Source organism: uncultured Bacteroides sp., assembly GCF_949298305.1.
Taxonomy (GTDB): Bacteria; Bacteroidota; Bacteroidia; order Bacteroidales; family Bacteroidaceae; genus Bacteroides.
In genome coordinates this window covers 47,864-63,276 of sequence record NZ_CASFWU010000007.1, presented here as the reverse complement: position 1 = coordinate 63,276, position 15,413 = coordinate 47,864, and the positions used below count along the sequence as shown (strand labels likewise).

General features: G+C 48.2%; 10 protein-coding genes. 2 read left to right on the top strand and 8 right to left on the bottom strand.

What is annotated here, in order from left to right; all coding sequences use genetic code 11:
- Nucleotides 1-197 precede the first annotated feature (197 nt).
- The 4 genes from Q1Y74_RS01890 to mutY form a co-directional block, all read right to left on the bottom strand.
- The gene (locus Q1Y74_RS01890; RefSeq protein WP_300812010.1) at nucleotides 198-821 is read right to left on the bottom strand and encodes a 4'-phosphopantetheinyl transferase superfamily protein; all 624 of its coding nucleotides are present in this window, start codon (nucleotides 819-821) and stop codon (nucleotides 198-200) included.
- A 7-nt stretch (nucleotides 822-828) separates the two neighbouring features.
- On the bottom strand, nucleotides 829-2,181 hold the full coding sequence (locus Q1Y74_RS01885; RefSeq protein WP_300812009.1) for a gliding motility-associated protein GldE: 1,353 nt from the start codon (nucleotides 2,179-2,181) through the stop codon (nucleotides 829-831).
- Between the two features lie 25 nt (nucleotides 2,182-2,206).
- Nucleotides 2,207-2,650 (bottom strand): single-stranded DNA-binding protein, encoded by a 444-nt coding sequence (gene ssb / locus Q1Y74_RS01880; RefSeq protein ID WP_300812008.1) that lies wholly within the window; start codon nucleotides 2,648-2,650, stop codon nucleotides 2,207-2,209.
- Nucleotides 2,651-2,976: 326 nt separating this feature from the next.
- The gene (mutY, locus tag Q1Y74_RS01875; protein ID WP_300812007.1) at nucleotides 2,977-4,017 is read right to left on the bottom strand and encodes an A/G-specific adenine glycosylase; all 1,041 of its coding nucleotides are present in this window, start codon (nucleotides 4,015-4,017) and stop codon (nucleotides 2,977-2,979) included.
- 138 nt (nucleotides 4,018-4,155) lie between these two features.
- On the opposite strand from mutY, the gene Q1Y74_RS01870 reads away from it, so the two are divergent.
- Both Q1Y74_RS01870 and Q1Y74_RS01865 read left to right on the top strand, forming a co-directional pair.
- Nucleotides 4,156-4,449: an HU family DNA-binding protein gene (locus tag Q1Y74_RS01870; RefSeq protein WP_300812014.1), complete on the top strand. Its 294-nt coding sequence runs from the start codon at nucleotides 4,156-4,158 to the stop codon at nucleotides 4,447-4,449.
- Between the two features lie 331 nt (nucleotides 4,450-4,780).
- The gene (locus Q1Y74_RS01865) at nucleotides 4,781-6,355 is read left to right on the top strand and encodes an Rne/Rng family ribonuclease (RefSeq protein WP_300812006.1); all 1,575 of its coding nucleotides are present in this window, start codon (nucleotides 4,781-4,783) and stop codon (nucleotides 6,353-6,355) included.
- Nucleotides 6,356-6,451: 96 nt separating this feature from the next.
- Here the strand turns inward: Q1Y74_RS01865 and Q1Y74_RS01860 are convergent, their stop codons facing one another.
- From Q1Y74_RS01860 to Q1Y74_RS01845, 4 genes are all read right to left on the bottom strand, one after another.
- Nucleotides 6,452-8,008 carry a sulfatase gene (locus tag Q1Y74_RS01860; protein ID WP_300812005.1) on the bottom strand — a complete coding sequence of 519 codons (1,557 nt, stop codon included), beginning with the start codon at nucleotides 8,006-8,008 and terminating at the stop codon, nucleotides 6,452-6,454.
- Nucleotides 8,009-8,299: 291 nt separating this feature from the next.
- Nucleotides 8,300-9,646, bottom strand: coding sequence for an alpha-L-fucosidase (locus Q1Y74_RS01855; protein ID WP_300812013.1), 1,347 nt, complete (start codon nucleotides 9,644-9,646; stop codon nucleotides 8,300-8,302).
- Nucleotides 9,647-10,057: 411 nt separating this feature from the next.
- Nucleotides 10,058-12,004 (bottom strand): RagB/SusD family nutrient uptake outer membrane protein, encoded by a 1,947-nt coding sequence (locus tag Q1Y74_RS01850; protein ID WP_300812004.1) that lies wholly within the window; start codon nucleotides 12,002-12,004, stop codon nucleotides 10,058-10,060.
- A gap of 21 nt (nucleotides 12,005-12,025) precedes the next feature.
- The gene (locus tag Q1Y74_RS01845; protein ID WP_300812002.1) at nucleotides 12,026-15,223 is read right to left on the bottom strand and encodes a TonB-dependent receptor; all 3,198 of its coding nucleotides are present in this window, start codon (nucleotides 15,221-15,223) and stop codon (nucleotides 12,026-12,028) included.
- Between the last annotated feature and the right edge of the window lie 190 nt (nucleotides 15,224-15,413).

Below are 15,413 nucleotides of genomic sequence, written 5' to 3'. Positions count from 1 at the left end.
AAACTTAATGATTCGGATAGCACTAAGTTAATAAAAATCAGCGATATGCGCAACTTTCCAAACATATTATCAATTCAAATTAATTCCGCCAATAGGTTAATATTAATTTGTCCCGATTTTAACGGGACACTAATGAAGAAAGATATCAATTTTCCGGTTGGAATCAAAAAAAGGGAGCAAAAAAATAATAAACGACATTATAGAGCATACCAAGTAAGCACAAAATCAGAGTCTAGCAGATAACGAATATGAAACCTACGACATTGTGGAGTACGGCACTCACTAGCCCAAAACTCACCTCTATCCTGTGGAATAAAAGGCAGGATACGAAAATGTGCTTTAAAATCGACTTCAGACGTATCCAGACATTTGAACATAACCTCCTTAGCTGACCAATGAAGCAGAAGACTCCACGTATTATCGCCTAAATAAGAAGCCGGAATCTCATCGGGGCGCATGAACTTGGAAGCCACCCGATGTACCCGCTGCCCGTATTGCTCAATATCGATGCCAACGGGCTTTTCACCTAAAATGACAGCCACATATCCACGGGTATGAGAAATGCTGATATGGCAAGAGCCGTCGGTCAGAACAGGTTTGCCAGATGACAGATAGGTAATCTCGGCCGGTGCGCCCAGCAGGGTCTGCAACAACAGACGCACAGAAAGCCATTCCTGACGGCGGTGAGGAGCGGAGAAACGGCGGTCGGCCTCTTTGCAGAGAGCAAGCGGAAGTTGGGCGCGCAGGGCATCGGGCGTCTCGTCCATCCGCCACACACCCCACAAGCAGGTGCCTACAGTATGTCGCAAATAGAGAGACATGGTGAAATCAGGATGGATTAGAACCGTCAGACTCGGGAAGCGGGCGAATGGTGAATTTTACTTTCAGAATGCGGCGGTTGTCCATCTCAAGCACCTCGAACTCATAGCGGTCGTAGGTCACTTTTTCATGCAAGGACGGGAATTCACCCTTCAGTTCCAGTAAAAGTCCGGCCAGTGTGTCCGCATCGCCTGCTACTTCATCGAAGGTCTCGTTGTTGATTTTTGTCACCTTGTAGAAATCAGTCAGAAGGGTCTTGGCCTCGAATACCCAAGTGTGGTCGTTCAATACGTGGTAGGTACGCTCTTCGTCATCGTACTCGTCATGGATTTCACCGACAATCTCTTCAATAATGTCCTCCATGGTCACAATGCCGGAAGTGCCGCCGAATTCGTCGACTACGACAGCGATGTGTATTTTGTTGGCTTGGAAATCGCGTAGTAGGTCGTCTATCATTTTGGTTTCAGGTACGAAGTAGGCCGGACGAATCAACGATTGCCAGCGGAAATTGTCACCCTTACCCAGATGGGGCAACAGGTCCTTGATGTAAAGGATACCCTTGATATTGTCTCGGGTTTCAGCATAAACGGGAATGCGTGAATAGGCATTTTCGACAATGCACTTCAAAACCTCCTTGAAGGGAGTACGTATTTCCAGGTCTACTACGTCCAGCCGTGAGGTCATCACCTCCTTGGCTGTTTCGCCACCAAAACGGATAATGCCCTCCAAGATGTTGTTTTCTTCGGACAATTCGGCCTTGTCCGTCAGCTCCAGGGCATGAGATAGCTCGTCAACAGAAATGTTGTGATTCTTGCGGACAACATGTCTGTTCAGAAAGGCGGTAGAACGTACCAGCACCGATGAGAGCGGATAGAACAGAGAGCGGAACATTGTGATTCCCGAAGCAGCAAAGCGACAGAACGCCAACGACTTTTGGGCAGAATAAATCTTAGGCATGATTTCGCCAAAGAGCAACAGAAGAAAAGTCAGGATAACCGTCAATACCAGAAACTCGGCAATGGGCGAGTGGAAACTGAAGACGGACATGAAAAAGAAGTTGCAGAGCATGATGATGGTCACGTTGACAAAATTGTTCGTAATCAGAATCGTGGCCAAGAGCCGTTCAGTATCTTCAAGCAAACGGCTGATCTTCTCATCTGCCGGATGCTTCTTCTCTGCAATGGTGCTTAAATCGGCTGGAGAAAGCGAGAAGAAAGCAATCTCGGATGCAGATGCAAAACCGGAAACGAGCAGGAGCAAACCTGCCAATATAACGGCTATAATAGCTGCAACAGAAGGCGTTTGTACGGATATGCCGCTAAAGGCATCTGTCAATTGGCATAAAAAAGAGTCAGAATCCAAAGAGGTAGTTTTTAGTTAAACATGTTTAGAAAGGCAAGTCGTCTGCCGGACTTTCCTGTGCAGGTGTTTCCTGCGGTTGTGCAGGTCGGTAGGAAGCAGGCTGGGCCTGTACTGGCTGAGGGGCAGGAGTCGTGCTCTTGGGAGAGAGCATCTCCATGTTGTCCACAAAAATCTCGGTCACATAGCGTTTGATACCACTTTGGTCATCGTAGGAACGAGTGTAGATTTTGCCTTCTACATAAAGTTTGTCTCCCTTGTGGACGTATTTGTCCACCACCTCGCCCAAGCGATTGCGAAATATCAGGTTATGCCACTCGGTACGGTCAGGCACCTGAGTGCCGTTCTGCAGCGTATATCCACGCTCAGTAGTGGCCAAAGAGACCTGCGCCACACAATTTCCACCATCATAATAGGTTACTTTAGGATCTTTGCCTACATTTCCCAACAATATCACCTTATTGATTCCCATTGTTTTCTTCTATTTATTTTGCCCCAAAATTAGCTAGAAATATCTCATAAAACAAGAATAAAATCATTTAAGTTTCACAAGTTTACTAACGGGTTGTAGTTAAGGAGTTAAGCCGATACCTTTTATGAATGGTAAATGGTTAATGATAAATGGTAAGCGATGAATAAATTCTTCATTCCTCATTCTTCATTTCTCCGTTCTTCATTCTCTTGTCTATTGGCTTTAACTCCTAAGCCTACCTTGGTGGGCGATAACTCCTTTAATTCCTGCAAGTTTGGCTTCGCCGACTTTCAATTCTCACTTGCGAAACTTAAGTAAAATCACTTTTATCCATATTTCTCCAAGAATGAATGAAGCAGACCGGACACCGCATACTGATCCAGCTGTGAAGCCTTCACACGCAGGAAACCGGCAAAGGAGGCGGTCTCTTCCGGAAGAAGAAGCTCATAGAAATTGGTACGGACAATGCGGTGAGAAAGCACATGTTTCACATCGCGGCACAAGGAACGTACCACAGGAGTCTCGCCGTCAGCTATCAGAGCACGGAAACGGGGATGAGCCAGGAACTCTTCTTCCGACAAGTCACAATCGGCTTCGACCAAGGGCAACTCGTAAAGGTTCTTCCAAATGTCATTGTCTGCACGTTTGTGTATATAAGTGTACGCGCCCGCACGTACATATATGTAATTGAAGAAGCGTTCCGTCACTTTGGCCTTGTGTTGTTTTACCGGTAGGCTGGTAACCGTACCAGCCCTGAAGGCAGAACAGGTTTCAGCCAAAGGACAAGAAAGGCAGGCAGGAGATTGAGGCGTGCATTGGAGAGCTCCAAAGTCCATGATGGCCTGATTATAGACGGCGGGGCGGGAAATGTCGAGCATCTCCTGAGCCAGAGCCGCAAAGTGCTTCTTTCCTACGGTGGAATCAATGGGAAGGTCGACGCCCCAATAGCGGGACAAAACGCGGTAGACATTGCCATCCACCACGGCGTATGGCAAGTTGTAGGCAATGGAACAGATGGCTGCTGCTGTATAGTCGCCTACACCCTTCAAGGCCCGAACTCGCTCGTAAGTTGTTGGAAACGTGCCATCCATGCTACGTGCCGCTTCATGGAGGTTGCGTGCTCGGGAATAATAACCCAACCCCTGCCAGTACTTCATGACTGTGTCTTCAGAAGCTTCGGCCAATGTCTTCACATCGGGAAAGCGTTCTACAAACCGCAGGAAGTAGTCATATCCCTGTGCCACCCGTGTCTGTTGCAAAATAATTTCCGAAATCCAAATCCGGTATGGATCCTTGGTATCTCGCCATGGCAGTTCACGTTTGTGCACAGCATACCACTCTATCAATATATCACTAAAATTGTTCATGGTGCAAATTTAGCTCATTTCCCATCTAACAAAACTTAATCCCACAACTTTTTCACAAAATTGTCCGAAATATATTTTTCAGAGACGTGGAAAAGCTATATATTTGCAATCCAAAAAATTAAGGAAGAACTATTAATAATTTTTTTTTCAAGAAAAATGACTAAAGCTGATATTGTAAACGAAATTACAAAGAACACCGGAATTGATAAGACAACCGTACTTACAACCGTTGAAGCGTTCATGGAAGCAGTAAAGGCATCTTTGGCAAAAGATGAGAATGTTTACCTCCGCGGATTTGGCAGTTTTGTAGTGAAGAAAAGAGCTCAGAAGACAGCTCGCAACATCTCCAAGAACACTACAATCATCATTCCGGAACATAACATTCCGGCTTTCAAGCCTGCCAAGACATTCACTCTTTCTGTGAAGAAATAATAAACCATAGTATTAACCCATAAAATTAAAGTATTATGCCAAGCGGAAAAAAGAAAAAAAGACATAAAATGTCTACGCACAAGCGGAAAAAAAGACTGAGAAAGAACAGACATAAAAGCAAAAAGTAATTTTTAGTCTGACAGACAAAATAAAGAACAAACTTGCGAAACCAATGTCTCGCGGGTTTGTTCTTTGTTTAAGTATAGTATTTACGGCCGACAGGAAACAACAAATGGACAGACAGACAGTTAGCACTCAAAATGAATGCAGCACTGACAGTTCATTCTCTAAGTTCATCTTGTGGGCTTCAATTAAATAAGCATATAATATTGTGACAAGCGAACTCGTTGTAGACGTACAGCCCAAAGAGGTTTCCATCGCCCTGCTGGAAGACAAGCAGCTGGTGGAACTGCAAAGTGAAGGACAGAACATCTCCTTCTCGGTGGGCAATATCTATTTGGGACGTGTCAGGAAACTGATGCCGGGCCTGAATGCATGCTTCGTGGACGTGGGTTACGAGAAAGATGCTTTTCTTCATTATCTGGACTTAGGTCCTCAATTCAACTCTTTAGAGAAGTATATCAAACAAACTTTAAGCGACAAAAAGAAACTCAATCCCATTAGCAAAGCGTCCCTGCTTCCCGAACTTGAAAAAGAAGGTACCATTGCCAATACACTCAAGGTCGGACAGGAAGTAGTGGTGCAGATAGTCAAGGAACCCATCTCAACTAAAGGACCCAGACTGACTTCCGAGCTCTCGTTTGCCGGACGGTATCTGGTACTGATTCCCTTTAACGACAAGGTTTCCGTCTCACAAAAAATTAAGTCGAGCGAAGAACGCGCAAGGCTCAAGCAACTGCTGATGAGCATCAAGCCGAAGAACTTCGGAGTCATTGTCCGTACAGTAGCCGAAGGAAAGCGGGTGGCTGAACTCGACGGAGAGCTTAAAGTTTTGGTCAAGCATTGGGAGGATGCCATGGTCAAGGTACAAAAGGCCACCAAGTATCCTACACTGATTTACGAAGAAACCAGCCGCGCGGTAGGTCTGCTGCGTGACTTGTTCAACCCTTCCTTCGAGAACATTTATGTCAATAACGAAACTGTGTTCAACGAAATCAAGGATTACGTTACCCTCATTGCCCCCGAACGGGCGGGCATCGTAAAGCAGTACAAAGGGCAGCTCCCCATCTTCGACAATTTCGGTATCACCAAGCAAATCAAATCGTCATTCGGCAAAACCATTTCATACAAAAGTGGTGCCTACCTGATTATTGAGCATACTGAGGCGCTTCACGTAGTAGACGTGAACAGCGGTAACCGCACCAAAAATGCCAACGGGCAGGAGGCTAACGCACTGGAAGTGAACCTGGGGGCAGCCGACGAACTGGCACGCCAGTTACGACTGAGAGATATGGGTGGTATCATCGTGGTGGATTTCATCGACATGAATGAAGCCGAAAACAGACAAAAGCTCTACGAACGCATGTGTCAAAACATGCAGAAAGACAGAGCACGCCACAACATTCTGCCCCTCAGTAAATTCGGACTGATGCAGATTACACGCCAACGGGTACGCCCGGCTATGGACGTTGACACAATGGAAACCTGTCCCACTTGTTTCGGGAAAGGCAAAATCAAATCGTCCATCCTGTTTACAGATACTTTAGAGAGTAAAATTGACTACCTGGTCAACAAATTGAAGATAAAGAAATTCTCGTTACACATCCATCCGTACGTTGCCGCCTACGTGAACCAAGGACTGGTTTCCTTGAAACGGAAATGGCAAATGAAGTACGGATTCAACATCAAGATCATCCCCAACCAGAAACTTGCGTTTCTGCAATACATCTTCTACGACCCACAAGGCGAGGAGATTGACATGAAGGAAGAGATTGAAACGAAATAATAAAAGCGGCGGAATTCCTCACGGAATCCGCCGCTTTTTCACAAGTTTACTATACTTAACGGGCAATTGCATGTTCCCGAAGGTAAATCCCTATCCTTACAACTCGTCCGGCCACGGACAAGGTTTGCCGCTCTTCTTGAAGGTGGGGCGCTGGGCATCCACTCTACGCAGATACTCACCCAACTCTTTGGACAGACGGCGTACGATGTCGGGATGCTGGGCTGCCACGTTGTTCTTCTCTCCTATATCCTCGGGAATGTTGAACAGTTCCTTTTTACCTGTTTCGTAATAATACACAAGTTTCCAATCATCCTTGCGGATGGCACAGTCCAGATTGATGCCCGGACCGTCGTTGCCCCAAATGTTAGGAAAGTTCCATACCAATGCACGGCCTTTCGAGGGGTCACCCGTTCCTTTCAGCAAAGGCACAAAGCTGACGCCATCCAGCGGCGCTACCGTCTTGTAGTCTTTCACACCGGCCATTTCGAGCAGTGTCGGATAAAAGTCTTCAATCATCAGGTATTTGTCGCAACGGCTATCCGGTTTTACGACACCCGGCCAACTGACAATCATCGGTTCGCGGATGCCGCCTTCGTACAACGAGCCCTTACCGCTGTTCAACGGATAGTTCTGCGTATGTATCTCACCGTCTCTCCAGCCCGGTTCGGCAGCCAGGCCGCCATTGTCGCTCATAAAGATGACGATGGTATTGTCAGCCTCGCCGTTCTTCTCCAGCCAATCCATCAGGTCGCCCAGGCTCTTGTCCATTCCCTCGATGAGTGAGGCGTATGCAGCTTCCTTGTCAGACAAGCCTTTACGCACATATTTGGGGAAGAAACGCATGTCCTTGTCAATGGGCACATGAATGGCATAGTGTGACATATAGAGATAGAAAGGCTGATTGTACTTCTTCGCCTTATCCAACGCCTTGATGGCTTCGCGCGTCAAGGCCTCGGTAGCGAAGACGCCTGTACCCCAATAGTTCTCCAGACCCGGAATAGACATTAGCGAATAGGCCTTCCCGTCGCGCGTATGGCCATAGTTCTGCTCGCTCAGGTAAGTGGCCAAACCTCCGGCGGCATGACCGGCAATGTTCACCTCGAAGCCCCAATGGGTAGGATTCTCTCCCGGGGTGTCGATAGAGCCCCAATGAGCCTTTCCGCAATGGATGGTGTGATAACCGCTTTGACGGAGCAACTCAACAAAAGAAGTGCCCACATACGTGTTGTTCATACCCTCCACCTGACTGACTCCGTTATAGTTCCAGTCCGGCAGTTCTACAGTTTCGCTCATGCGGTCGGTCTGCTTGTCACGTTCCAATGTCCAGTTGGTCACACGGTGACGGGCATTGTTGGCACCCGTAATCAGGCTGCAACGGGTGGCCGAACTGATATTACAGGCGTATGCCTGTGTGAACATCATCCCCTGCTTGGCAAGCCGTTCCATGTTCGGAGTCTCATACGCCTCATTATAATGCGTCTTTTTCGTCCAGAATGGCAGGGATGTGTCTTGCCACCCCATGTCGTCCACCATAAACAAGATGATGTTGGGTCGTTTCTGCTCTTCTGCAGCCTGGTTCTTTGTTGTCCCCCATCCGTTTGACATTGGAGCCAAAGGTGTCAGAGACAATGCTGTCAACAAGAATCTGTTCATAACTGTTTTTGTGATTAAAGGTTAGTATTCGTTAGCGGCCTGCGACGAGCGGTCAGCCATTCAAAACTCATCCGGAGGACTACTTGCCATTGTCCATTCACCGCAGGCCGTCAAAAGTTCCGTTTAATTACTTAAGTTTCGGATTTAATATTTCTCTGGTAGTTAAGTAGTTAAGAAGTTAAGGAGTTAAGTTTTCTATTGGCTTTTAACTCCTAAGCCCGTCCAAGACGGGCGATAACTCCTTCTAACTCCTTTAACTCCTGCAAGTTTCGGTAAAACCGAAACTTAAATTTAATTAGAATATATGCTGAAATCCCTGATTTGCGGAGTATCGGTACACTTCTCCACCACCAGACGGAAGGCAGAAGCCTCCACGGGCTCGAAGCTCTCGATGCGCTTGTGTCCCACCGAAATACCCTTGGCCACGGTTGTCCACTTCCCGCCGACCCGGGCTTCCACCCGATAGGCACGGATGCGTTCTCCCTGGGTGATGTCTTCCTGCAGGATGTAATAGTTGGCCGTCTGCCTGTCTTTCAGATTCAGCGTAAGTTTCTTGGCTTTACCTGAAGTCTGCGCCAGCGGCGTACCGAAGCGGCGGGCTATCTCCTCCCCCCATTCCTTCAGCCGCTTCACATCGCCTTCGGGTATCACTCCGTCCGGATTGGGCGTCAGGCCCACAATCAGGGTGGCGTTGCGTCCCACCGACTTCTCATACATGTCCATCAGGTTCTCCAGCGGATAGACAGCCTTGTCATCATCGCCCGGTTCCCAGAACCATTCGTGACGGCCGTTGTACCCACGCAGGGGCGTATCGGCCATGGCGGGCACCCAGTACGCTCCGTCCGCATCGCCGTGAGCCAGCAGTTTATTGTGATCCTTCACACCCTCATTGGCATTGCTGTGGCTATAAGGATAAGGGAAGCCGGACCAACAGGGATAGCCTACCGTTCCACTCTCCGACCCGCCCCAACGGAAGTCGGCACGGTTCACGTTGTGATAGAACAGACACTCCGGCTGGTATTGGTTCACGATAGGCTCCACATCAGGTCCCAATCCTTTCGGGTCGTCGGCACCGCCGTCAAACCAAATCATAAACAAATCGCCGTATCGGGTACAGAGCTCTGTTACCATTTTCTCACAAAGACGCTTGTACCACGCCTGACGGTTACGGGCGAACTCTCCCCCACCTTCGGCCTTGAAGTTATGTATACCCAGCAGGGAGTTCCAGCGGATGCCGATGTAGATGCCCGGCTGGATATCATACTTGCGGCAGGAATTCACAAAGTCACGCACCACGTCGCCCTTGCCGTCGCGCCACTTCACGGCCTTCAGGCAGTAAGGGTTCACGTCGCTCTGCCACAGGCCGAAGCCGGTCTCGTGGGTAGCCGTCAGCACGGCAAACTTGGCACCGGCCGCCTTGGCCGCTTCAATCCACTGATCTGTATCCAGTTGGGTGGGATTGAAGATGTTATAGTCCTCGATGGGATTGATGCGGTTGTTGCCCTGCCCGTACACCAACCCGTCGAACACATGCAGGTCATAATGGAACACAACCCCCATCTCCGCCTCGTGCCACTTCAGCTGGTGAGGGGCGGGAACGGGACGGGACACTTCCTGGGCAAAAGCAGCCAGCCCCATCCCAAAGAGACAACACAACCCTATAATCTTTTTCATAATCAGTTCTATTTAATCTGTCACATTTTTATATTGATTCATACCTATTTCTCTGCCATCGGGCAGTTCAGTCCGGTCAGTGTTCACCTCGGGCATTTATATCAGGCTTGCTCCCGGCAGCAAGGAGATAACGATTCCGTCCGATCGCCAGGAAGGCGTCATCCGAAACTCGCCGTCCATATTCATAGATTCATTTATGCAGACTCTTACCCATTGAAAAACAAAGGTGTGCCAAAGATAGGAAAAAAAGTGCAATCCCTGACACACCTGGTTAATAATCGATTCTAAAAGGTTCGTTGCTGTCCGATGTAACCCCAAATTTATTCCGAACCGCTTTGAGGCTTCATCGGACAGCCATACATAAAAATGATGTCGTCATTGGATGGCAAAGCCACCTGCTTCTACCGGCCAACCCGGATTCTGATAGACAACGGAGGTTGAAACATCGCCTCCTTCTTCGGGGGTCGACAAACGGAATACATCATAGGACAACGGTGAAAGGTAATTGGCTGTTTCAAAACAATAACCGTTGTGCTTTTTCACAAGTTCGTTCTTACCCTGAGGACGCAGATACTTGCTGACGGAAGCCTCGTTGGGAGCGGAATAGGACAACTTGCAGACCGTACAGGCATTCTCAAACTCTACATGGAATTCGTCCCAATAGTTCATACCCTCCATCCAATAATTCTGCATCATGTCCAGAGAGCGCCAACGATACAGGTCATCTCTACGCATACCTTCTGCAATCAGTTCGCTACGACGCTCACGACGGATGTTGTAAAGTGTAGCATCCACCAACTGAGTACCCGAATAGCGGGCCAGATCGATTTCCTTCGTCAGGTCGGTGGCAGCGATAGTTTTCTTATAATCCGTATCCACACCGGCACGGCTGCGCAATGCCTTCCAATATTTGTCAAGCGTAGCGTCATCCAGTGAATTGTTCTTCAGATAATAGGCTTCAATATAATTCAGATAGGCTTCGGCAGCACGGAAGATGGGTAATGCCAACGGATAGGCATTGTTGTACACCACATCGTTATCTATCCAACCTTTACGGGGAATATAACCGGTACTGGTCACACGGATACCTCCGGCAGCCGATGTCAGACCGGGATACTGATACATAATATTCTGACCGTTGTATGTCATAATCTTGTCACCGGGTTTTGCAACCGAAGTCACCAAACGCTGGTCACGACCAGCCATCGTACTCACCAGACTCTTATCACCCTGATAATTGGAAGAAGCATAAATAGGCAAACCGTCGGCCATCAGATAGCTGTCGACCAGCGAACGGGTAAAGCCCGTATTGTCGCCATGTACAAAAATATAGGTTCCATTTTCAGTTTGAACAGAACCATAACCATGCGTGGCCCCTACGACCTGATTCTGCACCTTGGCATCCTCGCTGTACATGCGCCACAACAAGACTTCGTTGCGCTGCCCCGAAAGGTCTGTTTTGCTGTAAAGACCCGCATAATCCGGCATCAAGGAAGAAGCGTCGCCCACCTCCTTGGCAGCCGCCATGGCCTCGTCCAGGAAGAAACTGATTTCAGTGTTCAGATCCGTATGGAAAGAAGCGGCATCGCCCGGCCAGCCAGGTCCGCCCGGCACACGTGCCGTACCTGCATGATACTTCTCCCAAGTAGCTTCGTACAAAGCCACACGAGACTTGAACAGCAAAGCACATTCACGATTAAGGCGATGAGCTGTAAAATTATTGGTTTTAGGATACAGACGTTCGATAGCCTTGTCCAAATCAGACAAAATAAAACGGGCTACTTCATTACGGGGCTTGCGCTTGTTAGCCTCCACATTGGCTGCGTAATCGCCGTCAGTCAAGACTTCGGTCACGATGGGGAAGTCACCATAAGCCTTCAGCAAGCTGAAATAAACATAGGCACGGAAGAAATACATCTCGCCAATATAATGCTTTACGTTGTCATCATTGCTCAACGTTCCGTTATCCAGGTTTTCCTGGGTACGCTCCAGAAAGAGATTGCAAGTGCGGATGGTACTGAAACTACCATAGCTACCGCTGGAAGGCACCTGAACACGCTGCGGCAGGAAGTTATCCACCTGATTGACCGTGGTCATGTCGTCGCTGTTGTTGTCCGTCGTGAAATACCCGAAGGTACCCGTACCCGTACCGTGGTCGGGCAACAGACCATACATGTTGTTGCAATAAGGTTCCAATTGATTTTCGGCCGTGAAGAAGTTACCGTCCACATTGTCCGAAATAGGTTCTTTGTCCAAAAAGTCTGAACAGGAAGTACCCATCAGCAAGGCTGCAGAAAACAAGAATATATATTTCAATTTCATAATCATAAATGCTTTTATAGGTTACAATGTTACATTAATACCACAAGAGAGCGTACGGCTCAACGGATAAGTCATACCGTTCTGATACAGGGATTCGGGGTCGAAGTTCTTGCTGATGGATGTACCAGTCCACAGGTTGTCACCCGAGAAGAATACTCTGACACGCTCCAATCCGGCCTTATTGGTCCATGCCTTAGGCAGGGTATAACCAATCTGCAGGTTTTTCAGACGGATATAGGCAGCATTCTGCAAATAACGGGTCTGAGTATAATGGTTCTGGTTGTTTGCACGAATAGGACGGGGATAATAAGCATCTGTATTAGCGCCTAACGGGTCGCCTTCCGGACGGAAGAAATCCCAATGTTCCACATAACCGGTAGAACTCCATTCGTCTCCGTTAATACCCCAGAAAATCATACCATCCAACCAATAATCTCTCTTAGCCACACCTTGGAAGAAAATACTCAAATCAAATCCTTTCCACTCTGCACCAAGATTCAAACCGAAACGGAAACGAGGAGTACTATTACCTATTACTTTCATATCACCCGGATCGTCTACCGTATATTCACCTGTAGTAATCTTACCGTCACCGTCCAAGTCGGCATACATAATGTCACCAGCCTTCCAGCCTGCACTGCCTCCACCTAATTGACTTTGATCTACTTTGGCAATATGAGCAGCCATTTCTTCATCTGTTTTAGCCATACCTTCTGTTACATAACCCCAAATCTGTCCCAATTCCTGACCTTCATAATAAGTGCTCAGAGTCTTGCTGGCATTGGGATATTCAGTTACATGTGTACGGGAATCCGACAAATTGAAAGCAACATTATAGTTGAAATCACCGATACGGTCCTGCCAGTTCAGCTGAAGTTCCCACCCCTTGGTACGCAAAGATGTATTGTTACGGCTGGGAGCCGATGCGCCAACAATCGGAGAAATTTCCTGTGCCGGACCTACCATGTCCTTGGTGTCACGGATGAAGTAGTTGAAGTAACCGCTCAGACGGTTGTTGAAGGCGCCGAAGTCTACACCGTAGTTATAGCTGTACACACGCTCCCAAGTCAACAGAGAGCTTACCAGTCCGGGGGCACTTGCAATGTTCGACTTGCTGTCAGTAGTAAGCAACCAACGTCCACCGGCATCGGGGCTACCTACGGTTACATTCTGGATAGCATAGGTAGGATAATAGGAATTGGTATTCTGGTTACCGAGGCTACCATAGGAGAAGCGGGGCTTCAACGTGTTGACCCACTGGGACAGTGGTTCCCAGAAGGATTCGCGAGCAATGTTCCAACCCACCGATACAGAGGGGAAAGTAGCCCAACGCTGGTCGGCGCGGAAGCGGGAAGAACCGTCGCGACGGATATTGAATTCGAACAGATAGCGTCCGTCGAAATCATAGTTCAAACGGCCGAAGTATCCCAAAGAAGACCATTCGCCACGGTAGGCGCCGTTGCTCTGCGTACCGGTAGAAGTGTTGACGTCAGGATTGCTGTCGTTCATCACGTCCGAACGCTTGGCCCATACATTATTGTATCGGTAACTTTCGCTGTTCATACCGACCATCACCTTCAGATTGTGTTTCTCCAGGAAGTTGAGGCTATAGTCTGCATAAGCCGACGAAGTGATCATCGTTTCGCGCTGCTGCTCGCTGTAGGCCCATGTCTTGCCGGCTGCCAGGTCGGCATCACCGCCCAGCCACTGTTCGGGGACAGGATTGTTATTCTTGTCATACAGATAAACTCGGGCTACGTTGTAGACATGCTCGTAGCTGCCGGTACGGATGGCCAAATCGCCATGAATGGTCAGACCTTTCACGGGAGTCAGAATCAGGCTACCTTGTGTGAAGTACGTGTCGTCCTGCGTGTTGGAACGTCCGCCCGACGTCAGCTGCATCAGCTTCGGATTACGGGTATAGTGTCCGTTGTTATCGTAGAGCGGCATATTGGGATGCAGCTTGGTTGTTTCGGCAAAGAAGCGGTCACCATACAGTTTCAGGAAGGTAGGCATGCCAATGTCTTCACGGATGAAACGGCTATTGAATTCCAGACGCATCCACTTGGTAATCTCTGCACTGATACGCGCACTGGCATTGTAGCGTTTCTTGTTATCGTCTGCATAGTTCATCTGACCATCCTGGTCCAGGAAAGCACCCGATACATAATATTGCACTTTCTCGTTACCGCCCGACAGGCTCAAGTTATGTTCCTGTCCGAAAGCCGTCTTGTCGATAAAGTTACGGGGCCAGTTCTGGTTGTCATTGGAGTTCTGGTTGAAAGCGAAGCAGTTACCGTTCTGCGACAAAGAGGGGTCAGCCGTCGTGGTGATTTCGCCACGCATGTACTGCTGGATGCGCTCCATTGTAATGTCAGAGAAGAAATGGGCAGCACCCGTACCAGAGTTATCCATACCACGATTAAAATACTGGGCAAAGGTATAAGCATCCATCATGTCAGGAATATTGGTCGGACGAGACCAGCGCAAGTTGTTGGAGTAAGAAATACTTGTCTTTCCCTGCTTACCTTTCTTGGTCGTTACCAAAATCACACCGAACGGAGCACGCGAACCGTAGATGGCAGCCGAAGCGGCATCCATCAATACAGAGATGTTGTCGATGTCCTGCGGATTCAACTGGTTAATGTCACCGGCCACACCGTCAATCAAGACAAGAGGTGAGGCACTGGAACCTGTACCCAAGTTACCCGTACCACGGATATTGAAAGAAGGACTGGCATCCAGCTTACCACCAGCATCAGGCATGCTGACATTCAGACCCGGAACAACACCCTGCAAGGCCTGTCCTACTGAAGTAACGGGGCGGGATTCCAGCTTCTTGGTGTCCACCGAAGCAACGGCACCCGTCAGGTTCACCTTCTTCTGTGTACCGAAACCAACCACTACCACTTCGTCCAGCATTTGATTGTCTTCTTCCAATGTGACTGAATAGGATTTCTGCGAAGGATTGATTATAATCTCAACCTCCTTATAGCCGATATAGGAAACGGCCAAGACTCCGTTTGACGGAACATCTTTAATGGTAAACGAACCTTCCAAGTCGGTTATCACACCGTTGGAAGTGCCCTTGACAACCACACTGGCACCAATAATGGGCTCATTCTGTTTGTCTGTGACTTTACCTGTAATAGTAAGATGCTGGGCATGCATGGAAATACAACACCATAGCATCAGAAAGAAAATAAGGTTTCTTTTCATGTTTTTCCTTTTTAAAGTTAGACAATGAGGTTTTCGCTTTTGCAAAAGTAAATAACACAAACCAGACAACGGCTGCACAACCATTTCATTCAGCATACACGTTTAATACAACCCGCATTATTCAAGCACTTACAGGCACATTCCAAGTATCAGAGAGCCCCACAGGCAGGATTTTCCTCCGCCCCACAAG

What these genes read in the sequence shown, in the direction of transcription:
- Q1Y74_RS01890 (WP_300812010.1), bottom strand. Translation starts at nt 821, where the DNA reads ATGTCTCTCTATTTGCGACATACTGTAGGCACCTGCTTGTGGGGTGTG.
- ssb (WP_300812008.1), bottom strand. Translation starts at nt 2,650, where the DNA reads ATGGGAATCAATAAGGTGATATTGTTGGGAAATGTAGGCAAAGATCCT.
- mutY (WP_300812007.1), bottom strand. Translation starts at nt 4,017, where the DNA reads ATGAACAATTTTAGTGATATATTGATAGAGTGGTATGCTGTGCACAAA.
- Q1Y74_RS01860 (WP_300812005.1), bottom strand. Translation starts at nt 8,008, where the DNA reads ATGAACAGATTCTTGTTGACAGCATTGTCTCTGACACCTTTGGCTCCA.
- Q1Y74_RS01855 (WP_300812013.1), bottom strand. Translation starts at nt 9,646, where the DNA reads ATGGGGCTGGCTGCTTTTGCCCAGGAAGTGTCCCGTCCCGTTCCCGCC.
- Q1Y74_RS01850 (WP_300812004.1), bottom strand. Translation starts at nt 12,004, where the DNA reads ATGAAATTGAAATATATATTCTTGTTTTCTGCAGCCTTGCTGATGGGT.
- Q1Y74_RS01845 (WP_300812002.1), bottom strand. Translation starts at nt 15,223, where the DNA reads ATGAAAAGAAACCTTATTTTCTTTCTGATGCTATGGTGTTGTATTTCC.